Source organism: Stenotrophomonas sp. ISL-67, from assembly GCF_018612915.1.
GTDB lineage: Bacteria > Pseudomonadota > Gammaproteobacteria > Xanthomonadales > Xanthomonadaceae > Stenotrophomonas.
The window spans coordinates 14,326-40,323 of record NZ_JAGGRL010000011.1; the positions used below are offsets into that span (position 1 = coordinate 14,326).

The window sequence follows — 25,998 nt, forward strand, 5'->3', positions numbered from 1 at the left end:
CATACCCCCATGGGGTGGGGGCTGATCGTCGGCGGGAAGAGAGAACCAGAAGGCTTGCTAGTGGCCAGCGATGGCTGCAACCGACGACGCTAAGGGTCTAGGCAATGAAGCAACGCAGAAAGTGGGGCACGCAGTTCGCAAAGGCAGTGGGATGTGGGGCAGCGCTGATGGCGCCGCTACTGGCGTGGGCCCAATCGGCCGACCCGGTTCCGTGGCAGCTGAACATGGGCAAGGGGGTCACCCAGAGCTCGCGGCTGGCCTGGGAATCCAACATGTTCTCGCTGTGGGTGTGTACGGTCATCGGCGTGCTGGTATTCGGCGCGATGTTCTATGCCATCTTCAAGTTCCGGAAATCCAAAGGCGCGGTTGCCGCCACCTTCAGCCACAACACCCGGGCCGAGATCGTCTGGACCGTGATTCCGGTGATCATCCTGGTGGTGATGGCGTGGCCGGCCACGGCCAACCTGATCAAGTTCTACGACACCCGCGATGCCGAAATGACCGTCAAGGTCACCGGTTACCAGTGGATGTGGAAGTACGAATACCTGGGTGAAGAGGTCACGTTCACCAGTCGCCTCGACCGCGAATCGGACCGCATGCGGCAGAGCGGCAAGGTGCCCGACCGCGACAGCCACCCGCACTATCTGCTCGACGTGGACAACCGCCTGGTGTTGCCGGTCGACACCAAGGTGCGGTTCGTCATCACCTCCGATGACGTGATCCACGCCTGGTGGGTGCCGGCGCTGGGCTGGAAGCAGGATGCCATTCCCGGTTTCGTCAACGAAGCCTGGACCAACATCGAAAAGGTCGGCGTGTACCGCGGCCAGTGCGCCGAGCTGTGCGGCAAGGACCACGGCTTCATGCCCATCGTGGTGGAGGCGGTGTCCAGGGAAGATTTCCAGAAGTGGCTGGCCGAAAAGCGGCCCAAGGCGCCGGACCCTGCACCGGCACCCGCCGCGCCGGAAGCCACGCCTGCCCCTTCGGCCCCGGCGGCGCCCGCACCTGAAGCCGCACCTGCACCTGCACCGGCGCCTGAAAACGCCTGAGAACCGAACCGCGCGCGCCGCACGGTGCGCGCTGATACCAGAACCAACGAGGTGTAGTGGCGATGGCGCATTCCGCAGTTGATCACGACGGGCATCACGGGCATCAGCAGTCGTTCTTCGAACGTTGGTTCTTCTCGACCAACCACAAGGACATCGGCACGCTCTACCTGCTCTTCAGCTTCATCATGTTCATTATCGGCGCGGCGATGAGCGTGATCATCCGGGCCGAGCTGATGCAACCCGGCCTGCAGTTCGTCAAGCCGGAAATGTTCAACCAGCTCACCACCGTGCATGCGCTGGTCATGATCTTCGGTGGCGTCATGCCGGCGTTCGTCGGCCTGGCCAACTGGATGATCCCGCTGCAGGTCGGCGCGCCGGACATGGCGCTGCCGCGCATGAACAACTGGTCGTTCTGGCTGCTGCCGGTGGCCTTCAGCCTGCTGCTGCTCACCTTCCTGCTGCCCGGCGGGGCGCCGGCAGGCGGCTGGACCCTGTACCCGCCGCTGTCGCTGCAGGGCGGCTACAACGTGGCGTTCACCGTGTTTGCCATCCACGTGGCCGGCATCAGCTCAATCATGGGCGCCATCAACATCATCGCCACCGTGCTCAACATGCGCGCGCCGGGCATCGACCTGCTGAAGATGCCGATCTTCTGCTGGTCCTGGCTCATTACCGCGTTCCTGCTGATCGCGGTGATGCCGGTGCTGGCCGGTGCGGTGACCATGCTGCTCACCGACAAGTTCTTCGGCACCAGCTTCTTCAACGCCGCCGGCGGTGGCGACCCGGTGATGTTCCAGCACATCTTCTGGTTCTTCGGCCACCCGGAGGTGTACATCATGATCCTGCCGGCGTTCGGCGTGGTCAGCGAGATCATCCCCACCTTCAGCCGCAAGCCGCTGTTCGGTTACCAGGCCATGGTCTACGCGATCGCTGCGATCGCCTTCCTGTCCTTCATCGTCTGGGCCCACCACATGTTCACCGTGGGCATGCCGCTGGGTGGCGAAATCTACTTCATGTTCGCCACCATGCTGATCTCCATCCCCACCGGGGTAAAGGTGTTCAACTGGGTGAGCACCATGTGGCGCGGTTCGCTCACCTTTGAGGCGCCCATGCTGTGGGCGGTGGCCTTCGTGATCCTGTTCACCATCGGTGGCTTCTCCGGCCTGATGCTGGCGATCGTGGTGGCCGACTTCCAGTACCACGACACCTACTTCGTGGTGGCGCACTTCCACTACGTGCTGGTCACCGGCGCGGTGTTCGCGCTGATCGGAGCGGTGTACTACTGGTGGCCGAAGTGGACCGGGCGCATGTACAGCGAGTTCTGGGCCAAGGTGCACTTCTGGTGGTCCATCGTGTTCGTGAACCTGCTGTTCTTCCCGCAGCACTTCCTGGGCCTGGCCGGCATGCCACGCCGCATTCCCGATTACAGCGTGGCGTTCGCCGATTGGAACCTGATCAGCTCCATTGGCGCGTTCGGCATGTTCGTGACCCCGTTCATGATGGCCGCGATCCTGATCGCCTCGCTGCGCAACGGCGAAAAGGCCGCTGACCGCTCCTGGGAAGGCGCGCGCGGGCTGGAATGGACGATTCCGTCACCCGCACCGGCGCATACCTTTACCGTGCCGCCGACCATCCGCCCGGGCGATCTGGCCCATGACGACATCACCCACTGAGGTCTGCCATGCATGACGTCCACCAGCAGGATCTTGCCCTTCGCCGCCAGCGCGCGCGGCGCACCGCGCTGTGGGTGGGCGCGGTGGCCATTCTGGTCTACGTCGGCTTCATCCTGAGCGGGGTGCTGGGCCGATGAACGACCCCCGCCCCGCACCGCATGCCGGGCTGCCGCGCCTGATCGCGGTGGCGGTGGCGGTGTTCGTGCTCACCTTCTCGCTGGTGCCGCTGTACCGCATCGCCTGCGAGAAAGTGTTCGGCGTGCGGCTGGAACGCGGCCCCGGCGCAGCGGCGGTCGGTGCCCCCGGCGCGGCCAAGCGCACCGTGCGGGTGCAGTTCGATGGCGGCGTGAACTCCAAGCTGCCGTGGGCCTTCCATCCCGAACAGCTGACCATGGACGTGGTGCCCGGCGAGCTCAACGAAGCGCTGTACTACGCGCGCAACGATAGCGACCGCGCGCTGGTCGGCAGCGCGGTGCCGTCGGTGGCCCCGGCCAAGGCCTCGGGCTACTTCAGCAAGACCGAATGCTTCTGCTTCACCGCGCAGACCCTGGTGGCCGGTGAGAAACGCGACATGCCGGTGCGTTTCATCGTCGACCCGGACCTGCCGGCCAACATCAAGACCATCACCCTGTCCTACACGTTCTACAAGAACGATGCGCTGTCGGCGCAGCTGGTCACGGCGACCCCGCCGGCCACCGCGCGCTCGGCACCCTGATACGTACCCGGATACCGATCATGGCCACCCAGCACAGCCCCGATGCCAACGTGTATTTCGTACCCACGCACAGCAAGTGGCCCTTCATCGGCTCCATCGCGATGATGGTGACCATGGTGGGCGTGGCCAGCTGGCTCAATGATGCCGGCTGGGGCAAGTGGACCTTCTACGCCGGCATCGCCATGCTGGTGCTGACCCTGTTCTGGTGGTTCAGCGACGTGGTGCGCGAATCGCAGGCCGGCCACTACAACCACCAGGTCGACGGCTCGTTCCGGATGGGCATGGTGTGGTTCATTTTTTCCGAGGTGATGTTCTTCGGTGCCTTCTTCGGCGCGCTGTTCTACACCCGCAACCTGGGCCTGCCGTGGCTGGGCGGCGAGGGCGACGGGGTGATGACCAACGAACTGCTCTGGGATGGCTATTCCGCCGCGTGGCCCACCAACGGCCCCGGCGCCATTGGCGGCCACTTCCAGACCATTCCGGCCTGGGGCCTGCCGCTGATCAACACCCTGATCCTGCTTACCTCCGGTGTCACCCTCACCATCGCCCACCACGCGCTCAAGGCCGGCCACCGCCGCCAGCTGCTGGTGTGGCTGGGGCTGACCGTGGCGCTGGGCGTGTTCTTCCTGGTGCTGCAGGCCGAGGAATACATCCACGCCTACAAGGAACTCAACCTCACCCTGGGCTCGGGCATCTACGGGTCCACGTTCTTCATGCTCACCGGCTTCCACGGTGCCCACGTGCTGCTGGGTACGATCATGCTGGCGGTGATGTGGCTGCGTTCGGCGAAAGGGCATTTCACCCGCGACAACCACTTCGGTTTCGAAGCGGCCGCGTGGTACTGGCACTTCGTCGACGTGGTGTGGTTGATGCTGTTCCTGTTCGTCTACGTGCTGTAGCGCCAGGCGTCAGCCGCCAATGCCATGCGGCTTTATCCAGCCGCTGTAGATGCCGATGGCCACCAGCGCGATCAGCGCCACCGACACCGCGATGCGGCGGGTGAGCGCATTGACGGTGCGCTTGGTCTGGCCGCGGTCGACCAGCAGGTAGTACAGCCCGGCGCCCAGATTCCAGACGATGACGATCAGAAACGCGATTACCAGCAAGGTCTTCAACGAATCATTCATGCGCGGCTCCAGGACAGGGCGGATACGCCTATCTGACCGCGTTTTGCCGGCGTTGTCATGATGCGCAAGCACACGCGCCTGATCGGCTGGGCGGCGGCGGTCGTGGTGATCATCGGGTTCTGCCAGCTGGGCCGCTGGCAACTGCAACGCATGCATGAAAAGCAGGCCCTTCTGGACCAACAGCTGCCGGCCCGCGCGCAGACCCTGGGCCTGGCCGATGCGCAGGCCGCGCCGCCGCAACTGCGCTGGGTGGAGGATCACGGCAGCTTCCTGCCGGGCACGCTGCTGCTGGACAACCAGACCCGCGAAGGCCGCGCCGGCATCAAGGTGTACCAGCCGTTCCGCAGCGACGGGGGGGCGGTGGTACTGGTGGACCTGGGCTGGCTGCCGATGCCGGCCGACCGCACGCTGCCCACGATCACCCCGCGTGACGGGGCCGCGCGCATTGCCGGCCTGCTGGCGCCGCCCCCGGCAACCGGCATCGCGCTGGGCCTGGCGCTGGCGCCGGCACCGCAGCCCGGCGTCTGGCTGGCCAACCGCATGCCGCCCGGCGAGGTAGCCGCCACGCTGAGCCTGCCACCGCGCAGCCTGCGCAGCGCGGTCCTGCGCCTGGATCCCGCGCTGCCAGGCGGCTATGCCCGCGACCTGGACCTGTTGCCCAACACGATGCCGCCCAGCCGCCATCTCGGTTACGCCGTGCAATGGTTCGCCCTGGCGCTGACTGTCCTGATCGTCGCACTGATCCTTGAATGGCGCTCCCGGCGACGCTCTCCCCGGTAGCGTCGGCCGTTGGCCGGCCCAGGCAGCCCAATACCGTCCGCACCGCCGGCACACCCCATCCAACCGTGAGAAAATCCCGCACATGAATGCCATCACCCCGGAACAGCTCAAGGCCCGCAACCGTGGTCGCTGGACCCTGGTCGCGCTGTTAGGCCTGTTCTTCGGCGCGATGGCGCTGGCCGGCGTGCTGCGCTTCGCCGGCTGGCAGCCGGCCGCCCACCGCAATACCGGTGAGGTGTTCACCCCCGCGGTGGATGCGCGCGCGCTGCCGCCCACCCTGGCCAATGGCGAACCTTACCCGTGGAACCCCGATGCGCACGTGTGGCGCATCCTCGTGGCGCCCGCGCCGGGCTGCGCGGCCGAGTGCGTCACTTTGTCGCAGGGATTGGACAAGGTGTGGCAGCTGTTCGGCCATAGGGCCGATAATGTCGAGATCCTGTGGCTGGGTACGCCGCCGGCCGAGGTCCAGGGCAACCCCGCCCTGCGCGTGCTGGCCCCCCAGCCAAACCTGCGTGCCGTGCTGCCCGCCGTGGATGACGCCGCCGGCACGCCTGTGTATGTCATCGACCCGAACGGGTTCGTGATCATGCGGTATGCGCCGGGATTCGAATTGGCCGGTCTGCGCAAGGACATGGCCACGCTGTTGAAACTGAAGTGAGTTCCGTTTGATGAACCCCACCGCGCGCCCGGCGCTGCATCGCAATTTCCACCGTCTGGCGTGGTTCGCCCTGATCATGACGGCCAGCACGATCATGTTCGGTTCGTTCGTGCGCCTGTCCGATGCCGGCCTGAGCTGCCCGGACTGGCCGACCTGCTATGGCCGCGTGACCTGGCCGCAGCATGCGCAGGAGGTGATCGGCCACGAAGCGGCCAAGATCCGTCCGCTGGAAACCCACAAGGCGTGGCGCGAGCAGGTGCACCGTTTCCTGGCGGGTGCGCTGGGCATTGAAATCCTCACCCTGGCGCTGCTGGCCGTGCGTCGGCGCAACTGGGGTACCACGGCGGTGGTCACCGCGTGCGTGCTGGTGGCTACCGGCATACCGCTGTACATGCTGGGGCATCACGTGTCGGCGAGCGTCCTGGCCATCACCGGCGAGGTGATCCTGCTGATCGCCGCGCTGCGCTGGAACAACATCGACCTGGCGCGCGCTGCGCTGCTGACCCTGGCGGTGGTGATCTTCCAGGCGCTGCTGGGCATGTGGACGGTTACCCTGCTGCTCAAGCCCCTCGTGGTGATGGGCCACCTGCTCGGCGGCATGCTGATGTTCGGCCTGCTGGTGTGGATGGCATGGCGCGCCACGCACATGCCGATCACCCTGGTCGAGGCACCGAAGCTGAAATGGCTGCTGCGCATTGGCGTGGCGGTGCTGGTGCTGCAGATCGCGCTCGGCGGCTGGGTCAGCGCCAACTATGCGGCGCTGGCCTGCGGCGGCGGCAGTGCTTCGCTGGATAATTTCCCGCGCTGCGTGAGCCAGTGGTGGCCGCCGCACGACTTCAAGGAAGGCTTCACGTTGTGGCGTGGCATCGGCGTGGATTACGAAGGGGGCGTGCTGGATGGCGCCTCGCGCATTGCGATCCAGATGGCGCACCGCCTGTTCGCGGTGGTGGTGGCGGTGTACCTGCTGTGGCTGGCGGTGCGCCTGTACCGGCTGCCAAGCATGCGCGGCTGGGCCAGCGCGCTCGGCCTGCTGGTGCTCCTGCAGATCACCCTGGGCGTCCTCAACGTGAAGCTGGCGGTGCCGCTGGAAGTGGCGGTGGCGCACAGCGGTGGGGCGGTGGCGCTGTTGTTCGTGCTGGTTACGCTGCTGGCGCGGCTGCGGGCGCCGGATGCGGAAGGCAGCCGACCAACGGTCGGCGCTACCGTCGGGAATGTGGGCTGATCCCATGGCCAACAACTATCGTCAGTACTGGGATCTGACCAAACCGAAGGTGGTGGCGCTGATCGTGTTCACCGCGCTGGTGGGCATGTTCCTGGCCATCCCCGCGTTGCCCACGGCCGAGCAGGCCGTGCGCGGCGCGCTGGGCTTCCTTGGCATCTGGCTGGCAGCATCGGCCGCAGCGGCCATCAACCAGCTGCTGGACGCGCAGATCGACGCGCAGATGGCGCGCACCTCGTGGCGGCCGCTGGTGGTGGGCAAGGTGAAGCCGTGGCAGGTGCTGGTGTTTGCCGGCGCGCTGATCGTGCTGTCGATGACCATCCTGGTGCTGTGGGTCAACGTCATCACCGCCGTGCTGACCTTCGCGTCGCTGATTGGCTACGCGGTGATCTACACCGTGTACCTCAAGCGCGCGACCTCGCAGAACATCGTCATCGGCGGCCTTGCCGGCGCCACGCCGCCGCTGCTGGGCTGGGCCGCGATCACCGGCATGCAGGGTCCGTGGGACTGGGCGTATGCCTCGCTGCTGGTGCTCATCATCTTCATCTGGACCCCGCCGCATTTCTGGGCACTGGCGATCTTCCGCCGCGAGGACTACGCCAAGGCCAAGATCCCGATGCTGCCGGTCACCCACGGCGTGGTGTACACCCGCAAGTCGATCCTGGTCTATTCCATCGTATTGGCCATCGTCAGCATCCTGCCCACCGTGGTGGGCATGAGCGGCCTGTTCTACCTGGGCGGCGCGGTGGTGCTCAACGCCGTGTTCCTCTGGTACGCCTGGCGCATGCTCAACCCGCCGGACGAGCTGTTCTCGATGAAGATGTTCGGCTACTCGATCGTCTACCTGATGGCGTTGTTCGCGTTCCTGATGGTGGACCATTGGATGCTGCCGTTCCTGTGATCGAAAGGCAGCCGGGCAGAGCCCGGCGCTACGAACGGGTCCTGGGTGGAATATGGCCATTGCGTGCGCCCCGCCTTGAATCCGGGAATCGCGTCGCCATTGCATTCATGACCCCAACAGGACGTGACGGCATGAAACGATGGACCTGGATGGCCGTGGTCGCAGCTTCGATGATGTGCGGAACCGCCTTTGCCGCCACCACAACGCGCGTGGATGGCACGGCCACGCAGATCATGACCTTGGCGGCCGACCACCGCATGGTGGTGCTGGGCGAATACCACGGGACCGCCGAAACGCCCCTGTTGGTGGCCGACCTGATGGAACGCTACAGCCGCGACCACGCGCCGGTGCGCCTGGGCTTGGAACTGCCGATGAGCGAGAATGTGGCGCTGGCCCGGTACCTGCGCTCCGACGGCGACGCCGCGGCGCGCGAGGCACTGCGCAGCTCGCCCTTCTGGAAGGTGGACAACGACCAGCACGATGGGCGGCGCAGCCGTGACATGCTGGCGTTGATCGAAACCCTGCGCACGCTGCGGATGCAGGGGCGTGATGTGGGTGTGGCTGGCTACGACGTGGAAACCGGCTCGACCGACAGCAGCGAGGAACGCGATGCGGCGATGGCCACGCACCTGCGCCAGCAGTTCAACGCACTGCCCAACGCGGCGCGCATGCTGGTGCTGGCCGGCAACGTGCACGCGATGCGCAGCCCCCCGGCGGATGCGCCGCCGGAGATGCAGCAACGCACCATGGCCGCGCACCTGCTGGACCTGCCGCTGTACAGCGTGCGCGTGGAAGCGCTGCGTGGCCAGTCCTGGGGCTGCATGAAGCCTTGCCGCGCGGTCGAGCTGATTGAGCGGCCGGCACGTGATCCGCTCGTCGAAACGGATGCGGATCGGTCCTACGACGTGTGGGTGTATCTGCCGGAGTTGAGCGTGGGCACGCTGACCGACCCGTGACGCTGACGATTCCCAGGTGTGCAGTGCCCTGGTAGGGTCGCTTCCCAAACGACCGCACGTAAAGACGATCTGCGCGGTGGGGCATGAACCATGCCGGAGGTGACGTTAGGAAACGCCGGCCCCGTTTGCAACCGCGCCCACCATCGGCGATCACCGGCGGGCCGCTCAGCAATGCGTGGGTGGCATGGACTGTGCCAGAGGAATACCGGAAACGCTGGTAACGCCTGAACCATCCTCGCCGTCGACCGAACATCACTGATTGCGACGTGCAGACTCGATGTTGGCCGTCCTCGCTGAATCCGATCCGAGCACAGATCGCTGGAACAAGTCTCGGATGATCTTGGGCGCAGCCGCGCAACGTTGGAATGGGCAGGGGAAAACAAGGCCTACTCGCTGATCGCTATCGGGGAAGGCGACGTGGAGCAAAAAGCCAACGTGTTGCAACAGATCGCCGCTGCTGTGAAAGATTGATACGACGGCGATAACGGCTCAACTCTTCCACGTACTGTCCTCCGGTAGGGTCGCTCGACAGACGACCTCCGATAATATCGATCAGCACGATGTCGGCATGACCTTTGCCGAAGGTGCGTCGAACGGCCGATGTCGTTCGGCATCACGCCCACCATCGGCCGATCACCGGTATCGGCGGTCGTCTATCGAGCGACCCTACCGCGGGTTCCCGGTCCGCGGTTACCCCGTCGGTGGCTCGACTGGATCGCGCGCATACCGCTGCGCCACCACCGCGCAGACAATCAGCTGGATCTGGTGGTAGATCATGATCGGCAGCACGATCGCGCCCAGGCTGCCGCCGGCGAACAGAATCTTCGCCATCGGCACGCCGGTGGCCAGGCTCTTCTTCGAGCCGCAGAACAGGATGGTGATGCGGTCTTCGCGGTTGAAGCCCAACCGCCGTGCCAGCAGGTTGATCAGCGGCATGGCGATGCCCAGCAGTACCGCTGCGACCACTGCCACGGCAAGCAACGAGAGCAGGGGCGTCTTGCTCCACAACCCTTCGTTCACCGCTTCGCCGAACGCCGAATACACCACCAGCAGGATCGTGCCCTGGTCGGTGTAGCGCAGCAGCGCACGCTGCCGTTGCACCCAGCGCGCAATCCACGGCCGCAGCAAATGGCCGGCCACGAACGGCACCAATAGCTGCAGCATGATGCCCAGGATCGCCTGGCCGGGGTTGTGCATGCCGCCGGCGGTGCCGGCCAGCAGGGCAAGCAGCAACGGGGTCAGGAACACGCCGAGGATGCTCGACAACGATGCGCTGACCACAGCAGCCGGCACGTTGCCGCGCGCCAGCGAGGTGAACGCGATCGATGACTGCACCGTGGAGGGCAACGCGCACAGGAACAGCACGCCGATGTACAGCTCGGGGGTGAGCAGCCATCCATCCAGCGGCTTGAACGCCAGCCCGAACAGCGGGAACAGCACGAAGGTACAGGCCAGGATGGTCAGGTGCAGGCGCCAGTGCAGCAGCCCGCCCATGATCGATTCACGCGGCAGGCGCGCACCGTGCAGGAAGAACAGCGCGGCAATGGCCACGTCGGTGACGTCGTCGAGCACCATCGCGGCGGGGCCGCGCATCGGCAGGAACGAAGCCAGCACTACAGTACCGAGCAGGGCGAGGGTGAAGTTGTCCGGTCGCAGGCGCGACCACCAGCGGGTCATGGTGGGCAGGCTCCTGTAGAGCAGGGAGAAAGGGGGTGACGCGGCAGCAGGATCAACGCGCGGTGTCCTGCTCGAGCAGGGCGCGGGTCTGTGCTTCCAGCGAGGTCATGCCGGCCTCGCGGCCAAACTGCAGGGCGTCGCCGACCGATGCGCCCTGTTGCGCTTTCATCAGCGCCAGCAGTGCGCCGACGCGGTTGCCGGAGGCGCAGTGCAGAAGCACCGGGCCGTTGGCCTGGGTCAGTGCGGTCTGCAGCGCCTGCACGTTGGCGGGGGTAAGGCCTGCGGCGCCGGCCACGGGGATGCGAACGTAGTGCAGGCCGAGGGCGGTGGTGGTGGCGGTTTCGTCGAAGCCGCGGGCTTCGCCGGGTTGGCGCAGGTCGATAACGGTGGTGATGCCGGCGGCTGCGGACTGGTGCAACTGGGCTGCGGTGGGTTGGCCGGCGGTGTAGAGGGTTTTGGTGGGGTGTTTGAAGGCGGTGGGAACCTTGGCTTCGGCCAGCGGGGCAGAGCCCCGCTCTACGCCGGCACCCACCGAGGTAGAGCGGGGCTCTGCCCCGCTGCTCTCCGCAGCCAGCAACACCAGGCACATCACGCAGGCACTGAAGAAGGCGGGGCGGTTCCATCGTCGCATCACGTCACCTTCCTCCTCGATCCGTCAACGCAGCGTGGCGCGGGCCTTCAACAGCTCGCGCAGTTCGTACTTGTCAGTATCGTCCAGGCCCTGTTGCCGCTGCTTTGCCTGAAGCTCCTCAAGACGTTGCAGCAACAGCTGTTTTTCCAGCTGCGCCACCGCATCGTGCAATTCCTGGTTCCACATCGCCTCATCGCCGGGCAGCGTCTGCGCGGCCAGTTTGTGCAGCGACTCCTGCTCTTCGCGGCCGTCGAAATGCTCCAGCAGCGCGCCGGTGCTGATGTCCGGGCGCTGTTCCACCAGGGTCAGCAGTTCGATCAGCAGTTCCACGCCAGGCAGGCGCAGGCCGCTGAAGTGGTGACCTTCCAGCGTCATCGCCAGCGACGGCTGCTGCAGCAGGATCGCAATCGCCGCGCGCACCAGGCTGCGCCGCGGCGCGGGTGCCACCGCACGTGCAGGCGGGCGCGACACCGGCGTTGCGGACGGCTTGGCCCCGAGCCCGGTCAGCGTGGCCAGCTGCTGCTTCATCAGGTCACCGAAGGCGCCATCGGGAATCTGCGCCAGCATCGGCCGCGCGCGCTCGGCCAACCGCGCCTTGCCATCCAGCGTGGCCATGTTCACTTCGCGGGTGAGCTCGTCGAAGAAGAACTGCGACAACGGCGTGGCCTGCTTCAGGCGCTCGTCGAAACCGTCCTTGCCTTCCTTGCGCACGATGGTGTCCGGGTCTTCGCCATCGGGCAGAAACAGGAAGAACGCCTGGCGGCCGTCCTTCATGCGCGGCAGCACCGATTCCAGCGCACGCCAGCCGGCGCGGCGGCCGGCGGCGTCGCCGTCGAAGCAGAAGAACACATCCGGCGCGTTGCGGAACAGCAGCTCGGCGTGGTCGGGCGTGGTCGCGGTGCCCAGCGTGGCCACCGCCTGGGTGACCCCGAACTGGAACAGCGAGACCACGTCCATGTAGCCCTCGACCACGATCAGCCGTTCGATCTTCTGGTTGGCCTGGCGCACCTGCCACAGGCCGTACAGTTCGCGGCCCTTGTGGAACAGCGCGGTTTCCGGCGAATTGAGGTATTTGGGGCCGGCGTCCCGGCCGTCAGCAGGTGCCGCCATGACCCGGCCGCCATAGGCGATCACGCGCCCGCGCCGGTCGAAGATCGGGAACATCACCCGGTCGCGGAATTTGTCGTAGACATGGCCGCGGTCGTTCTTGGAAAACAGGCCGGCGCGGTCGAGCAGCTTCATGCGCCGCTCGTCCTTGCCCAGCGCATCCTTCAGCGCGCTGTAGCCATCGGGCGCGTAACCGATCGCAAAGCGCGTGCGGTTCTCTTCATCCACGCCACGCTGGTCCAGGTAGGCACGGGCGGTGTCGCTGCCTTCCAGCGACTTCTGGAAGAAGCGCGTGGCCGCATCCAGCGCGGCGTACAGCTCGCGGCTGTCGTCCTGCTGCTGGGCGGTGCGCGGCTGCGTATCGCGCGGTACTTCCATGCCCACGCGCTTGGCCAGCTCATCGACCGCGTCGAGGAACTCCAGGCGGTCGTAGTTCATCAGGAAGCTGATCGCGGTGCCGTGCGCGCCGCAGCCGAAGCAGTGGTAGAACTGCTTGGTGGGCGACACCGTGAACGAGGCCGAGCGCTCGTCATGGAACGGGCAACGTGCCGAATATTCCTTGCCCTGGCGCGTCAACGGCACGCGGCTGCCCACCACTTCGACGATGTCGGAGCGGGCCAGCAGGTCGTCGATGAATGCGTCGGGGATACGGGCCATGGGCAGCAGGCAAGGGGCACGGCCGGCAACGGCCACGCACGGAAGCGGGGGACCCCGCTAGTCTACTAGCTGGCGGTGCCTTCGCCCGGTTTCGGCGGCACGATGCCGGCCTCGGCCAGGTGGAAGCGCGCCCGCAGGCGCTCATCGATCACCGCCGTCATCAGTGCGCCCACGAAGAACACCACCGTGGCGTAGTAGATCCACACCAGCGAGATCACCAGCGCGCCCATCGAACCATAGGCGCTGCCCGGCGCCACCGTGGCGATGTACAGCCCGATCGCGTAGCGGCCCAGTGCGAACAGCGCCGAGGTGATTACCCCGCCGATGAAGGCTTGGCGCCAGGCCACGCGGCGGTCCGGCAGGTAGTGGTAAAGGAAGGCAAAGCCCACCGTATACAGCAGCAGGCTGGTCAGGTAACCGATCGCCGGCAATACCGAGGGCAGCTGCGCGAAGGCCACCTGCAGCATGGTGGTGGCGGTCATCGACAGGATCAGCAGGAAGCCCAGTGCCAGCACCACGCCGAAGGAGAACACGCGCTTGCGCAGCCAGGCCACGATGCCGTCCAGGCGCTCGCCGCTGGTGTTGAAGATCAGGTTGAGCGCGTTCTGCAGCTGGGCGAACACGGCCGTGGCGCCGATGAACAGCAGCAGCGTGCTCCATATCCCGGCCAGCGAACCCATGGAGGGTTGGCTGTCAGCGTTCTTGAGCACGGTGTCGGCCACGCTGGCCGCACTGCTGCCGGCCACGTCGTTGATCTGGCCGATCAGCGCCTGCTGCGCGGGCGGGTACAGCGAGGCGGTGAGCCACAGCAGCAGCACCAGCAGCGGGGCCATCGACAGCAGCGCATAGAAAGACACCGACGCGGCCTGGCTCAGCACGTCCACATCGACGAAGCGTTTGCCCACGGCAACCGGGAAGCTGCGTTCAAGCCGGTCCACGTACTTGCGCAGGCGGGGCGGAACGTGGGAAGGATCGTGCACGGACTCGGGCGCGGGAGAAGGCGGCAGGGAAGACATGCCTGGATTTCTAGCAGGCCCGGTTCGAAGACCGGGTGAAACGCGGGCAGCAACCGTGGGGTCGCTGCCCGCATCAATATCAGCCGGCGAAGTGCGCCTTGACCAGCTTGGAGACCAGGCCCATGTCGGCCTGACCTGCCAGCTTCGGCTTCAGCGCGCCCATCAGCTTGCCCATGTCGGCTGCGCTGGCCGCGCCGGTCTCTGCAATCGCGGCCTGGATGGCGGCCTGGATCTCGGCTTCGCCCATCTTGGCGGGCAGGTAGGTGTCGATCACCGCCAGCTCGTCGCGCTCGATCTGCGCCAGGTCCTCACGGTTGGCCGCTTCGAACTGGCTGACCGAGTCCTTGCGCTGCTTGACCATCTTGTCCAGCACGGCGATCACGGCGGCGTCATCCAGCTCGATGCGCTCGTCCACTTCACGCTGCTTGATGGCGGCGTTGATCAGGCGTATCACGCCCAGCTTGTGCTTTTCGCCCGCCTTCATGGCGGCCTTCATGTCGTCGGTGAGCTGCAGCTTCAGGCTCATGGAACACCTCGTTCGGTGAAAGGGTGGGGCAGGAACTGGATCGATGGAAACGCAAAAAGCCGGTAACGCTCGCGCGTTCCGGCTTCGGCTCCGCCGCGACAGGACATGCCTGCCGCATCGAAGTTGCGTCCGATCAGTACAGGCGCTGACGCTTGGTGACGTCGCGCGACGAGCGGCGCAGCTGACGCTTCACAGCAGCAGCAGCCTTACGCTTGCGCTCCTGGGTCGGCTTTTCGTAGAACTCGCGCTTGCGGGTTTCGGCCAGCACGCCGGCCTTTTCGCAGGTGCGCTTGAAGCGACGGAGCGCAAACTCGAAGGGCTCGTTCTCGCGGACTTTAACGCTGGGCATGGAATCTCCGGGACACAGTAGAACCGGGTCACGCCCGGTGAGAGCCGCACATTATAGCGGCGACAAAAGAACTTGCAACCCACCCCGGCAAAGTTCCTGGCCTGGGGTAGTGAAGGGCGCGCTGGCGGTACGTCTGCCAAGGCCTCAAGAGGTCCATAATACCGGTTATGCGAGTCCTTGGTATCGAATCTTCCTGCGATGAGACCGGCGTGGCGGTGTATGACACCGCCGTGGTCGGCCCGGACGCCCTGCGCGCCCATGCCGTATACAGCCAGATCGCCCTTCACGCCGAATACGGCGGGGTGGTGCCTGAACTGGCCAGCCGCGACCATGTGCGCAAACTGCTGCCACTGATCCGCCAGACGCTGGCCGAGGCCGGGCTGGGCGTGAACGACATCGACGGGGTGGCCTACACGGCCGGCCCGGGGCTGGTCGGCGCCCTGCTGGTGGGGGCTGGCGTGGCCCGTTCGCTGGCCTGGGCGCTGGACGTGCCGGCGGTGGGTGTCCACCATATGGAAGGTCACCTGCTGGCCCCGTTGATGGAAGACGACCCGCCGGAGGCGCCGTTCGTGGCCCTGCTGGTGTCAGGCGGGCACACCCAGCTGGTGGCGGTGGATCGTATCGGCCAGTACCGCCTGCTTGGCGAGACCCTGGACGATGCCGCCGGCGAAGCCTTCGACAAGACTGCCAAGCTGATGGGCCTGCCGTACCCGGGTGGCCCGCAGCTGGCTGCATTGGCCGAACAGGGCACCCCGGGCAGGTTCAAGTTCACCCGCCCGATGACCGACCGGCCCGGGCTGGATTTCAGCTTCTCCGGCCTCAAGACCCAGGTCCTGCTGGCCTGGCGCGACAGCGACCAGAGCGAGCAGACCCGCGCCGACATCGCACGTGGCTTTGAAGATGCCGTGGTCGAAACGCTCGCGATCAAGTGCGAGCGCGCGCTGGATGCGGCCGGCACCGACGTGATCGTGGTGGCCGGCGGCGTGGGCGCCAACAAGCGCCTGCGGGCCCGGCTGCAGCAGATGGCAGAGCGCCGTGGCGGCCGCGCCTGCTTCCCGCGCCCGTCGCTGTGCACCGACAACGGCGCCATGATCGCCTTCGCCGGCGCACTGCGGCTGGAAGCGGGCCAGCACAATCCGCCACAGGTGCAGGTCACCCCGCGCTGGGACATGGCGACGCTGCCGGCGGTGTAGCGCACTGCAGTTCCATCGATTTCATTGATACTGAGATGGATGCAGCAGATTTGGCCCGCCTCGCGCTTCATGCTGTCGGGAACGAGGAGTGACCATGTTCAAAATCGATCTCAAGAAAGTCGTCACCATCGGCGCTGTAAGGGACGCCAACACGCGCCTCATGTCCGGTGTTCGCGCCACGGGGAGCTTCATCGGCAGTGCACCGGGTAGCGTCATCTCGCTCCAGTTGACTTCGGAGCAGATCAACCAGGCGGGTCGTGTTGCCTTCAACTCATTGAAGCGGCGGTAATCGTGAGCGGGCCGCATCTCACCTACGGCACGTTGGTGAAGGATGAGGGCGATATGGTGGGGCATGTCGCGTATGCACTGTACAAGCGGGATAAGTTGAGCTTCATCCAGGCCGTTCGCGCTGAAAAAAGGCGGGAGCCGACTGAGGAGGAGGTATGGGCCTTCATTGTCAGCTCGAATCTCGGTCTCCGCATCGACGCCTACCGCTCAGAGGCAGAGCAGGCACTTCAGGTCCTTTCCGGAGAGTTGCTGCAGGGTGCCGCCGAGGATCTTGGGCGCCAGTACCAGCAGGAACTGACTCAACAACTACAGAAAGCGAAGCCGCTCTTCCGTGCGGTTGGGGAAAGTCTGCTGGCCAATCTATTGGCCGTTGCGGTCATTGCGCTTGTTGCGGTGGTGCTCTACGGCACCCGAATCGGCTTTGTGGGTTTGGCGGCTGACGTATTCGGCTACGAAGTGAAGGCTCGAGTGGACTGAACTGTTAGCCCTCTCCCGAAACAGGACAGTGCCAGTTGCTATCACCGCCCACACTGATACCTTGATTTCACGCGCCACCGGGACTCGCGGATCGGTACCCTATCTCCCCCCGGGGACAAGATTCAAGCAAAGGGCCCCGCAAGGGGCCCTTTGTCGTTTCTGGCCGATATTCGTGATTCCGCGCCGCCGGTTCGAGGCACGTTCGGGCCTGCCCCGTTACCATGGACGCCATCTTTAACGTGGCACTCCTATGGACAAGGTATTCATCGAAGGGCTGGAGATCGATGCCCTGATCGGGATCTACGACTGGGAACGGCGGATCCGCCAGACCCTGCGCTTCGACCTGGAAATGGGCTTTGACAACCGTAAGCCGGCGGCCAGCGACGACATCGCCGACACCCTGAACTACAAGGCCGTGAGCAAGCGGATCGAGCAGTTCGTGCGCGAGTCCGATTTCGGCCTGGTCGAAACCCTGGCCGAACGCATCGCCGAAATCGTGCTGCGCGAATTCAACGTGCAGTGGCTGCGCCTGAAGCTCAGCAAGCCCGGCGCGGTCCGTGGCGCCAAGGCAGTCGGCGTCATCATCGAAAGAAGCGCCGGCTGAAGCACCGCCACACGTCCCCGCACGCCGGGTAGCGCCGGGTAGCGCCGACTGTTAGTCGGCCCTCGCACTCTCAAGAGAAACCGACACACGATGGTAGACGCCGTAATCGCAGTACAGCTGCTCGAAAACCTGCAAAACACCCTCGAACCCTGGCCCTGGGCCTACACGACCATCGTGCTCTGCGCCCTGGCCCTTGCCGCCTGGCTGGCCAACTTCGTCACCAAGCGCATCCTGCTGCGCGGCCTGCGCCGGCTGGTGCGCCGCCTGCCGGGCAACGGCGGCAGCGAGGGCGCCAGCAACCTGCGGGTGATCTCGCGGCTGGCCAACGTGGTGCCCAGCATGGTCATCGGCGCCGGCATCCGGATCGTGCCGGACCTGCCGCCGGAACTGGTGAAGTTCATCATTGGTGCCTGTACGGCCTGGGCGGCACTGACGGTCGCGCTGGCCATCTCGCACGCGCTGGATGCGGCCAACGAGCTGTACGAACGCCGTCCGGATTCACGCAACAAGCCGATCAAGGGCTACCTGCAGGTCGTGAAGATCGTGGTCTTCGTGGCGGCGGGGCTGGTCATCGTTTCTGAACTGCTGGGTTTGAAGGTGGGCCCGCTGGTCACCGGCCTGGGCGCCGCCACCGCCGTGCTGATGCTGATCTTCCAGGACACCATCCTGTCGCTGGTGGCCAGCGTGCAGATCAGCGGCGATGGCCGCGTGCGGCTGGGCGACTGGATCGAAATGCCCAGCCAGAACGCCGACGGCGATGTGATCGACATCGCCCTGCACACCATCACCGTGCAGAACTGGGACAAGACCATCACCACCATCCCGACCAAGAAGCTGGTCACCGAATCCTTCAAGAACTGGCGCGGCATGCAGGAAGCCGGTGGGCGCCGGATCAAACGCGCGCTGTACCTGGACCAGCACAGCGTGGGCTTCGTGGACGCGCAGGCGCTGCAGCGGCTGGAACAGTTCGCGGTGCTGGGCGACTACCTGCGTGAAAAGCAGGCCGAGCTCACCCAGTGGAACACGCAGCTGCAGGCCCAGGGCGTGGCGGCGGTCAATGCGCGCCGGGTCACCAACCTGGGCACCTTCCGCGCGTACGTGGAGCGCTACCTGCGCCAACACCCCGGCATCCATACGGATATGACATTGCTGGTACGGCAGCTGCAGCCCACCACCGAAGGCCTGCCGCTGGAGGTGTACTGTTTCACCCGCACCACCGCCTGGGCCGGCTACGAAGGCATCCAGTCGGATGTGTTCGACCACCTGCTGGCGATCCTGCCGGCGTTCGGGCTGCGTGTGTTCCAGGCCTCCAGCGATGCCATGCTGATGGCGGCACAGCAGCAGCGGGCCGCCGCAGAGTAAGCTCCTGTGCCCCCCGCTTTGCTTTGGTGGCGCCGGGAACGCTAGAATCCCGGCCTTGTAAACGTTTTCATAAGGATAGCCGGTGGCCTCCGATCGCATCGAAACCCTCATTGCCCAGATGACCGTCGAAGAAAAAGTCGGCCAGCTGGGTGTGTTCGCGGACATGGTCCGGCCGTTCGCGCCGGACGTGAACCCCGAAGCCAATGTCAGCAATGCCGACCAGGTGCTGCAGCAGGTGCGCGAGGGCAAGGTGGGCTCGCTGTTCAACGGCGTAGGCGTCGAAGCCGGCCGCCGCATCCAGCAGGTGGCGCTGGAAGAAAGCCGCCTGGGCATTCCGGTGATCCTGGCCGCCGATGTCATCCATGGCATGCGCACCGTGTTCCCGATTCCGCTCGGTGAAGCGGCCAGCTTCGAACCGGACCTGGCCCAGCGCACCGCGCGCGCCACTGCGGTCGAGGCCACTGCTGCCGGCCTGCACTGGACCTATGCCCCGGCCGTGGACATCGCCCGCGACCAGCGCTGGGGCCGTGGCGCCGAAGGCGCCGGCGAAGACGTGGTGCTGGGCTGTGCGTTCGCCGCCGCCCGCGTGCGCGGTTTCCAGGGCCCGGACCTGCGCGCGGCCGACGCGCTGCTGGCCACGCCCAAGCACTTCGCCGCCTACGGCGCGGTGATGGCCGGCATGGAATACAACATGGTGGACATCTCGCCGCAGACCCTGCGCGACGTGCACCTGCCGCCGTTCAAGGCCGCCTTCGAAGCCGGCGCGATCACCGTCATGTCGTCCTTCAACGACATCAACGGCGTGCCCGCCAGCGCCAATGCCGAACTGCTCACCGACATCCTGCGCGGTGAGTGGAACTTCCCCGGCGTGGTGATCTCCGATTACACCGCCGACATGGAGCTGGTGGCGCACGGCTATGCGGCCGATGACCGCGACGCCACCGCCAAGGCGTTCACCGCCGGCCTGGACCTGAGCATGCAGAGCGGCTTCTACGCCGAACACCTGCCGGGCCTGATCGACAGCGGCGAGGTGCCGATGAGCACGCTGGATGAATCGGTGCGCCGCATCCTCAACCTGAAGGAAGCGATCGGTCTGTTCGACGACCCGTACCGTTCGCTGGACCCGGCGCGCGAAGCCGATACCTCGCACATCGCCGCGCACGACGAACTCTCGCGCGATGCCGCGCGCCGTTCCATCGTGCTGCTCAAGAACGAAGGCAACGTGCTGCCGCTGCGCAAGGCCGGGCAGAAGATCGCCCTGATCGGCCCGTTCGTGCAGGACCGCGACAACATCGAAGGGTGCTGGACGCTGTTCGGCGACAAGGCGCGCTATGTCACCCTGGAAGCCGGCGTGCGCGCAGCGATCAGCGATGAGAGCCTGCTTGAGATCGTACCCGGCTGCGAGCTGGAAGCGGCCGTGCAGGATGGCATCGAACAGGCCGTGGCCGCTGCGCTGCGCGCGGATGTAGTGGTGCTGGCGCTGGGCGAACCGCAGCGTTACAGCGGTGAAGCGCAGTCGCGGGTGGAAATCACCCTGCCGGCGGCGCAGCAGGCGCTGGCCGAAGCCGTGGCGATGACCGGCAAGCCGCTGGTGGTGCTGCTGCGCAACGGTCGTGCGCTGGCACTGCAGGGCGCGGTGCGCAATGCGCAGGCCGTGGCCATCACCTGGTACCTGGGCACGCAGACCGGCCCGGCCGTGGCCGATGTGCTGTTCGGCGACTACAACCCCTCCGGGCGCCTGCCGGTGAGCTTCCCGCAGGTGTCCGGCCAGCAGCCGTTCTTCTACAACCACCCGCGCACCGGTCGCCCGGAACTGCCGACCATGTCGGAGTTCAAGGCACGCTGGCGCGAAATTCCGAACGCCGCGCTGTACCCGTTCGGGCATGGCCTGGGCTACACCACGTTCAAGTACGGCGTGCCGCAGCTGGGTAATGCGCAGCTGGGATGGGACGACACGCTGGAGATCACCACCACGCTGACCAACACCGGTGCGGTGGCGGGTGAGGAAGTGGTGCAGCTGTACATCCACGACCGCGTGGCCAGCCGCGTGCGGCCGGTGCGTGAGCTGAAGGACTTCCGCAAAGTGGCGCTGCAGCCGGGCGAGAGCACTGACGTGCGCTTCACCCTGGATCGCCACGCGCTCGGCTTCACCGGCCGTGACGGCGTGTTCCGTGCCGAGCCGGGCCAGTTCGATCTCTGGGTGTGCGCGTCGTCGGCGAGTGGTGAGCCGGTGGTGTTCGAGCTGCTGGCTGAGTGACGTAGCGCCGGGCTCTGCCCGGCGATCCTGCGAGCTGTCACCGCGCGGTTGCCAGGCAGGGCCTGGCACTACCCGTCATCGGGGGGTGACAGGGCTTCGGGTAGGGTGGGGCTTGGTACCTTCAAGGAGCTGCGCATGCGCCTGATCACGATCCTGCTTCCCACGTTGATGCTCGCTGCCTGCAGCCAGCCCACGCCGCCGGCCAATGAGGCGGCGGCGCCATCGACATCGCCACCGGCCACCACGCCCACTGCCGCTGAAGATGCGCCGCAGGCGGGCTTGTCTCCGGATGTGGTGGAACCCGGCAGCGCGCCCACGCCGGACACGGCACCGCCGGTGGCGGGGACGGACTCGGCGGCCGCGCCCGCTGACGCGTCGAGCGGAACCGAAGGCGGCGCACGCGAACGCATCACCAAGCTGCTCGGTGATGCCGCGCCGTACGAAAGCGTGTTCAACCAACTGCAGCGTGGCGTAGCCGCAGGTGATCGCGCTGCCGTGGCCGGCCTCATGCGCTACCCCGTCCGGGTCACCATCGGTGGCAAGGACCAGAACCTGGCCGATGCCGCCGCCTTCCAGCGCGACTACGACAAGATCGTGACCCCGACGCTGGCCAGGCTGATTGCCGGGCAGAAGTTCGACACGTTGTTCGTCAACGGGCAGGGCGTGATGCTGGGCCAGGGCGAGGTGTGGATCAACGGCACGTGCCTGGACAAGGAATGCACGAAGACCGACGTGAAGGTCAACAATATCGGGCAATGACGCGTACCTTCGTTGAAGGTCATGCGTTACCGGATGTTGATGACGTAACGGCAGTGGTGCTCCTCCGCATCCTGCGGCCGCACCACGCGTGCATCCATGCACATCGTCGTTTGGGAACCGCCCCTACCGGCGTTCGTCCCCGCGCGACACGGCCGTCCAGAAGGCGCCGGGCATTGCCCGGCGCAATCTCCATCACCCCTTCGGGGTGAGCTTCAACAGCTTGCCGTTGCTGCCATCTTCCAGCAGCCAGATCGCGCCATCGGGGCCCTGTTCCACTTCGCGGATGCGCTCGCCCATCCGGAACCGCTCGGCTTCACGCGCGTTGTCGCCGTCGAACGCCACCCGTACCAGCGAAGTGGAGGACAGGCCGCCGATGAAGCCGCTGCCGGTCCACTCCGGGAACAGTGTGCCGCTGTAGATGATGAAACCGGCCGGCGAGATCACCGGGGTCCAGGTTACCTTCGGTGCCTCGAATTCCGGGCGCGTGCTGTGGTCCGGGATGTCGCGGCCGTCGTAATGGTTGCCGTTGGACACGATCGGGTAGCCGTAGTTGGCGCCGCGCTTGATCAGGTTCAGCTCATCGCCACCGGCCGGGCCCATCTCGTGCACCCACAGCTTGCCGCGCGCATCAAAGGCGATGCCCAGCGCGTTGCGGTGGCCCAGCGACCACACCTGCGTGGCCACGCCACCCTGCGAGGCGAACGGGTTGTCGGCCGGCACGCTGCCGTCGTCGTTGAGGCGGATGATCTTGCCCAGGTTGCCGGACATGTCCTGCGCCGGGTCGAACTTCTGGCGTTCGCTGGAGGTGATCCACAGCTTGCCGTCCGGCCCGAACGCCAGGCGGTGGCCGTAGTGACCCTTGCCTTCCACCTTCGGGGTCTGGCGCCAGATCACCTTGAAGTCTTCCAGCGTGCCACTGCCATCGGCGGCCAGCACCAGCCGGGCGCGACCCACCGCAGCGCCGCGGGTGTCGTCCTCACCTTCTTCGGCGTAGCTCAGGTACACGAACTGATTCGTGGCGAACTGCGGGTGCGGCAGCACGTCGCCGAAGCCGCCCTGGCCGCCGTAGGCCACCTTCGGCACGCCCGTGATCTCCGCGCTCTTGCGGGTGGCCACATTGAAGTGCTTCAGCGTGCCCTGTTTCTCGGTGACCAGCAGGCTGCCATCCGGCAGGAAGCTCATCGCCCAGGGCTGGTCGAACGTTGCGAACTCAGTCGCGGTGAACGGCCATTGCGCTTTCTCCAGCGCGGGCGCGGATGCTGCGCTGGGCGTATCGGCGGCCACGCAGGCGGTGGTGAACAGGGCCGGGGTGGCGGCGAGGGCAAGGCTGAGCAGCAGGCGGCGGGTCATGGGAAATCTCCGGACGGGGACGCGAATGGCCAGCCGCTGTTGTACACCATGGCCATCAGCGGGGCGTGGACCATACGTCACCCTTGCCGCGCCGTACTCAGGTACCGCGCGGTACGCCTTTGTCCAGGTGGGCCTGGTTGAGGGTGGTGGACTCGTCCCAGCCGCGACGCACTGCGTTGCGGGCCTGGGCCCAGGTCAGCTTGCTGGTGGCCTGTTCACGCGCCCAGCGCGATTCCAGTTCGGCTTCCACCTGCTCGTAGGCCTCGATGACCTCGTCTGCGCGGGTCCGCGTGTGGCGCGAGCTGTAACCGAGGTAATAGGCCGGTTCGTAGTCCTCAAACTGCTGCTCGCTGTCGTAGTACGGCTCGGCGCTGAAACGCTCGCGCCAGTAATCCGATACCGCTTCGCGCGGCACGGCGTCTTCCGGCACCCGGCCGGGAATCTGGTAATCAGGGCTCATGTGGGGCTCCGGTGGGGTGAGACTTCACCGTACCGGTGTCCCGGTTAACCCCACGGGCGCGTGGGGTGAATGTTGGATCAAGGGGGATGCCCCCCATCAACCCTCGCCCTTGCGGGGCAACAGGTAAATCACCCCGCCCACCGCGAACGCAATCAACGCCGCCGCGATGTTCTGCCAGCTGGCACTGGCAAACAACGCCAGGCACAGCACCAGCGCCAGGATCGGAATCAGCGGGCCACCCGGCAGCTTCAGTGCACCGGGCCGGTCGCGGAAACGGCGCGCCAGCACGATCACTGCCGCCGCCGTGCCGATATAGGCGAACAGGCGCGTGGTCATCGACAGCAGCGCCAGCTGCACGAACGAGCCGGACAGCGCCAGCAGCAGCGCGATCAAGCCCTGCGTGATGATCGCCGCGGCCGGGGTGCGGAAGCGTGGATGCACCTGCGCCAGCAGCTTCGGCCCGTACCCATCGCGCGCCAGCGCGAACAGGAAGCGCGGGCCCATCATCATGGTGTTGCTGTTGGTACCCAGGATGGAGATCGTCGCACCCACCGTGAGGATCAGCGCCAGCGCCTCGCCCCCGAACCCGGCGGCCGCATCGGCCAGCGGCGTGGCCGAATCGGCCAGGCCCGGCAGCGTGCCCTGCGCGATGAACTGCACCGCGCCGTAGATCACCGTCACCGTGATGATCATGGTGATCAGCGCGAACGGAATATCGCGGCGCGGGTTGCGGTACTCACCGGCCGCGGCCGGGATGTTCTCGAAGCCGGCATACGCATACAGCAGCAGGAGCGCCGCTTCGCCCATGCGCTGCAGGTCATGCGGGTCCGGGCGGGTGCCGGAGAAGGCCAGGTCGGTATCCACGTAGAATGCACCGATCGCCACGAACAGCAGCAGCGGCAGCATCTTGCCGATCACCAGCACGATCCCGGTACGCGCCGCCGACCGCACCCCGGCCACGTTCACCGCGGTAAGGAAGCCCAGCGAAGCCACGATCACCAACACCCGGCCCACGTCGTGCCCGGCCCACGGCCAGAACCGCGCCACCGCATCGGCCAGCGCATTGCTCAGCGCCGCCGCCGAACTGATCCGGGTCAGCCAGATCATCCAGCCGATCTCGAAGCCGGCGAAGCGCCCGAACGCCTCGCGTGCATATAGGTAGCTGCCGCCCGGTTCATCGAAGTAGCTGGCGGCCTGCGCGTAGCACAGCACCAGCAGCGCCACCACGATGCCCGCCGCCACCACGCCCCACAGGCTGAACGGGCCCAGCAGCAGTACGGTGGCCGCCGGCAGCAGGTAGATGCCACTGCCGACCACGTCGTTGATCGACAACCCGACAATCTGCCAGCGGCTGACCGCGCGTTCCAGCTGCGGCTCGGGCGCGCTGCTCATCGCGCGGCCTCGATCCGCGCGGGCAGCGCAGGCAGTGCCCATGCACCTTGCAGGCGCTGGTATTGCGCGCGCGGCAGCAGCACGAAGATCGGCTTCTGCGCCGGGTCCAGCCACGACAGCAGGGCGCGCATGTGTTCGGGCTGCATCGCCGTGCAGCCGGCGGTGGGCTCGCCCGGCGTGCGCCACAGGTGGGCGAAGATGCAGCTGCCCTTGCCCGCTTCGCCGCCGGGGTTGTGCTCGATCACGAAGCCCTCGCGATAGCGAATGTCGCCTTTGTTGTGCAGGTCCAGCCGCATCGGCTCGGTGGAGCCTTCCACCGCCTCCACACCCACCACCTCGGCATCGACGATGCGGTTGTAGTACGTCGAATCCGGCACGTCCATGCAGTAGGAGCTGGCCAGCATCGGCTGATAGGGCAGCGCGGTATTGCCCTTGCCGGCATAGCCGAACGCGGTACCGAGGAAGAACATGCCGGCCGGGCTGCGCCCGTCGCCTTCCTGCTTGATCGGGTCACCCGGCTGCTGCGCGCCTTCATCGGTCGGCCGCGGCCGCAGGCCCACGCCCCACGCGCTGCCGTTGCGGCCCACGGCCACCGCAAACGCCGCGCCATGCGGCTGCCACCCCTTGGCGTCGGCATAGGTGTATGCCTGCAGCGACCCCGCGGTAGCGTCCCAGCCATCGGTGGTGACCACGATCATCTGGCGGGTGTCCTGCACCGGCGCAACCGGCGGACCCAGTGCGGCAGCGGGCAGGGCGCTGGCAACCAGCACGGCGGCAACGGCGGAACGCAGCAACGACAGCATCGGGCAGACTCCGGC

The 25,998-nt window shown here is 66.4% G+C and carries 28 protein-coding genes; 17 read left to right on the forward strand and 11 right to left on the reverse strand.

What is annotated here, in order from left to right:
- Positions 1 to 104 precede the first annotated feature (104 nt).
- The 5 genes from coxB (at position 105) to J7J08_RS12225 (ending at position 4,333) form a co-directional block, all read left to right on the forward strand.
- Positions 105 to 1,046, forward strand: a complete 942-nt coding sequence (gene coxB / locus J7J08_RS12210) for a cytochrome c oxidase subunit II (RefSeq protein WP_214905864.1) — start codon at positions 105 to 107, stop codon at positions 1,044 to 1,046.
- Positions 1,047 to 1,108: 62 nt separating this feature from the next.
- Positions 1,109 to 2,719 (forward strand): cytochrome c oxidase subunit I, encoded by a 1,611-nt coding sequence (gene ctaD / locus J7J08_RS12215; RefSeq protein ID WP_214905867.1) that lies wholly within the window; start codon positions 1,109 to 1,111, stop codon positions 2,717 to 2,719.
- 8 nt (positions 2,720 to 2,727) lie between these two features.
- Positions 2,728 to 2,856, forward strand: a complete 129-nt coding sequence (locus J7J08_RS13455) for a hypothetical protein (RefSeq protein WP_285230680.1) — start codon at positions 2,728 to 2,730, stop codon at positions 2,854 to 2,856.
- A complete protein-coding gene (locus J7J08_RS12220) occupies positions 2,853 to 3,434 on the forward strand; it encodes a cytochrome c oxidase assembly protein (protein ID WP_214905869.1) in 582 nt (193 codons plus the stop codon). Before J7J08_RS13455 ends, J7J08_RS12220 begins: the two co-directional genes overlap by 4 nt.
- A gap of 20 nt (positions 3,435 to 3,454) precedes the next feature.
- Complete coding sequence (locus tag J7J08_RS12225) at positions 3,455 to 4,333, forward strand: cytochrome c oxidase subunit 3 (protein WP_214905872.1); 879 nt, start codon at positions 3,455 to 3,457, stop codon at positions 4,331 to 4,333.
- 9 nt (positions 4,334 to 4,342) lie between these two features.
- Here the strand turns inward: J7J08_RS12225 and J7J08_RS12230 are convergent, their stop codons facing one another.
- Positions 4,343 to 4,561: a twin transmembrane helix small protein gene (locus tag J7J08_RS12230; RefSeq protein ID WP_038690924.1), complete on the reverse strand. Its 219-nt coding sequence runs from the start codon at positions 4,559 to 4,561 to the stop codon at positions 4,343 to 4,345.
- A gap of 57 nt (positions 4,562 to 4,618) precedes the next feature.
- Here J7J08_RS12230 and J7J08_RS12235 point away from each other — a divergent pair, with 57 nt between their 5' ends.
- The 5 genes from J7J08_RS12235 to J7J08_RS12255 all read left to right on the forward strand — a co-directional run bounded on the left by J7J08_RS12235 (position 4,619) and on the right by J7J08_RS12255 (position 9,075).
- Entirely contained in the window at positions 4,619 to 5,341 is a 723-nt protein-coding gene (locus tag J7J08_RS12235) for an SURF1 family protein (RefSeq protein ID WP_214905876.1), read from the forward strand.
- Positions 5,342 to 5,423: 82 nt separating this feature from the next.
- A complete protein-coding gene (locus J7J08_RS12240) occupies positions 5,424 to 5,999 on the forward strand; it encodes a hypothetical protein (RefSeq protein WP_214905879.1) in 576 nt (191 codons plus the stop codon).
- 10 nt (positions 6,000 to 6,009) lie between these two features.
- The gene (locus tag J7J08_RS12245; protein WP_214905882.1) at positions 6,010 to 7,221 is read left to right on the forward strand and encodes a COX15/CtaA family protein; all 1,212 of its coding nucleotides are present in this window, start codon (positions 6,010 to 6,012) and stop codon (positions 7,219 to 7,221) included.
- Positions 7,222 to 7,225: 4 nt separating this feature from the next.
- Positions 7,226 to 8,119 carry a heme o synthase gene (cyoE, locus tag J7J08_RS12250; RefSeq protein ID WP_251006621.1) on the forward strand — a complete coding sequence of 298 codons (894 nt, stop codon included), beginning with the start codon at positions 7,226 to 7,228 and terminating at the stop codon, positions 8,117 to 8,119.
- Between the two features lie 131 nt (positions 8,120 to 8,250).
- Positions 8,251 to 9,075, forward strand: a complete 825-nt coding sequence (locus J7J08_RS12255; RefSeq protein ID WP_251006622.1) for a calcium-binding protein — start codon at positions 8,251 to 8,253, stop codon at positions 9,073 to 9,075.
- 690 nt (positions 9,076 to 9,765) lie between these two features.
- On the opposite strand, the gene J7J08_RS12260 is transcribed toward J7J08_RS12255, so the two are convergent.
- From J7J08_RS12260 to rpsU, 6 genes are all read right to left on the reverse strand, one after another.
- Complete coding sequence (locus tag J7J08_RS12260; protein WP_214905888.1) at positions 9,766 to 10,752, reverse strand: bile acid:sodium symporter family protein; 987 nt, start codon at positions 10,750 to 10,752, stop codon at positions 9,766 to 9,768.
- A gap of 52 nt (positions 10,753 to 10,804) precedes the next feature.
- Positions 10,805 to 11,386, reverse strand: coding sequence for a protein tyrosine phosphatase family protein (locus tag J7J08_RS12265; RefSeq protein WP_343237731.1), 582 nt, complete (start codon positions 11,384 to 11,386; stop codon positions 10,805 to 10,807).
- 21 nt (positions 11,387 to 11,407) lie between these two features.
- Complete coding sequence (gene dnaG, locus J7J08_RS12270; RefSeq protein WP_214905891.1) at positions 11,408 to 13,147, reverse strand: DNA primase; 1,740 nt, start codon at positions 13,145 to 13,147, stop codon at positions 11,408 to 11,410.
- 65 nt (positions 13,148 to 13,212) lie between these two features.
- Positions 13,213 to 14,163 carry a YihY/virulence factor BrkB family protein gene (locus tag J7J08_RS12275; RefSeq protein WP_214905893.1) on the reverse strand — a complete coding sequence of 317 codons (951 nt, stop codon included), beginning with the start codon at positions 14,161 to 14,163 and terminating at the stop codon, positions 13,213 to 13,215.
- Positions 14,164 to 14,242: 79 nt separating this feature from the next.
- Complete coding sequence (locus J7J08_RS12280) at positions 14,243 to 14,689, reverse strand: GatB/YqeY domain-containing protein (protein ID WP_214905898.1); 447 nt, start codon at positions 14,687 to 14,689, stop codon at positions 14,243 to 14,245.
- A gap of 133 nt (positions 14,690 to 14,822) precedes the next feature.
- Positions 14,823 to 15,038: a 30S ribosomal protein S21 gene (rpsU, locus tag J7J08_RS12285; protein WP_002808376.1), complete on the reverse strand. Its 216-nt coding sequence runs from the start codon at positions 15,036 to 15,038 to the stop codon at positions 14,823 to 14,825.
- Positions 15,039 to 15,205: 167 nt separating this feature from the next.
- Between rpsU and tsaD the strand changes: the two genes are divergently transcribed.
- The 7 genes from tsaD to J7J08_RS12320 all read left to right on the forward strand — a co-directional run bounded on the left by tsaD (position 15,206) and on the right by J7J08_RS12320 (position 21,978).
- Positions 15,206 to 16,231: a tRNA (adenosine(37)-N6)-threonylcarbamoyltransferase complex transferase subunit TsaD gene (gene tsaD / locus J7J08_RS12290; protein WP_214905901.1), complete on the forward strand. Its 1,026-nt coding sequence runs from the start codon at positions 15,206 to 15,208 to the stop codon at positions 16,229 to 16,231.
- Between the two features lie 94 nt (positions 16,232 to 16,325).
- On the forward strand, positions 16,326 to 16,520 hold the full coding sequence (locus J7J08_RS12295; RefSeq protein ID WP_214905904.1) for a hypothetical protein: 195 nt from the start codon (positions 16,326 to 16,328) through the stop codon (positions 16,518 to 16,520).
- A gap of 2 nt (positions 16,521 to 16,522) precedes the next feature.
- The gene (locus J7J08_RS12300) at positions 16,523 to 16,996 is read left to right on the forward strand and encodes a hypothetical protein (protein ID WP_214905907.1); all 474 of its coding nucleotides are present in this window, start codon (positions 16,523 to 16,525) and stop codon (positions 16,994 to 16,996) included.
- A 250-nt stretch (positions 16,997 to 17,246) separates the two neighbouring features.
- Positions 17,247 to 17,600 (forward strand): dihydroneopterin aldolase, encoded by a 354-nt coding sequence (gene folB / locus J7J08_RS12305; protein WP_214905910.1) that lies wholly within the window; start codon positions 17,247 to 17,249, stop codon positions 17,598 to 17,600.
- A gap of 90 nt (positions 17,601 to 17,690) precedes the next feature.
- Positions 17,691 to 18,962 (forward strand): mechanosensitive ion channel family protein, encoded by a 1,272-nt coding sequence (locus tag J7J08_RS12310; protein WP_214905913.1) that lies wholly within the window; start codon positions 17,691 to 17,693, stop codon positions 18,960 to 18,962.
- Positions 18,963 to 19,044: 82 nt separating this feature from the next.
- On the forward strand, positions 19,045 to 21,219 hold the full coding sequence (locus J7J08_RS12315; RefSeq protein ID WP_214905916.1) for a glycoside hydrolase family 3 N-terminal domain-containing protein: 2,175 nt from the start codon (positions 19,045 to 19,047) through the stop codon (positions 21,217 to 21,219).
- 135 nt (positions 21,220 to 21,354) lie between these two features.
- Positions 21,355 to 21,978 (forward strand): hypothetical protein, encoded by a 624-nt coding sequence (locus J7J08_RS12320; protein WP_214905919.1) that lies wholly within the window; start codon positions 21,355 to 21,357, stop codon positions 21,976 to 21,978.
- Positions 21,979 to 22,170: 192 nt separating this feature from the next.
- On the opposite strand, the gene J7J08_RS12325 is transcribed toward J7J08_RS12320, so the two are convergent.
- The 4 genes from J7J08_RS12325 to J7J08_RS12340 all read right to left on the reverse strand — a co-directional run bounded on the left by J7J08_RS12325 (position 22,171) and on the right by J7J08_RS12340 (position 25,983).
- A complete protein-coding gene (locus J7J08_RS12325; protein WP_214905922.1) occupies positions 22,171 to 23,328 on the reverse strand; it encodes a PQQ-dependent sugar dehydrogenase in 1,158 nt (385 codons plus the stop codon).
- A gap of 97 nt (positions 23,329 to 23,425) precedes the next feature.
- A complete protein-coding gene (locus tag J7J08_RS12330; RefSeq protein WP_214905925.1) occupies positions 23,426 to 23,788 on the reverse strand; it encodes a hypothetical protein in 363 nt (120 codons plus the stop codon).
- Between the two features lie 96 nt (positions 23,789 to 23,884).
- On the reverse strand, positions 23,885 to 25,180 hold the full coding sequence (locus J7J08_RS12335) for an amino acid permease (RefSeq protein WP_214905928.1): 1,296 nt from the start codon (positions 25,178 to 25,180) through the stop codon (positions 23,885 to 23,887).
- Positions 25,177 to 25,983: a hypothetical protein gene (locus tag J7J08_RS12340; RefSeq protein ID WP_214905931.1), complete on the reverse strand. Its 807-nt coding sequence runs from the start codon at positions 25,981 to 25,983 to the stop codon at positions 25,177 to 25,179. The genes J7J08_RS12335 and J7J08_RS12340 overlap by 4 nt, the downstream gene beginning before the upstream one ends.
- Between the last annotated feature and the right edge of the window lie 15 nt (positions 25,984 to 25,998).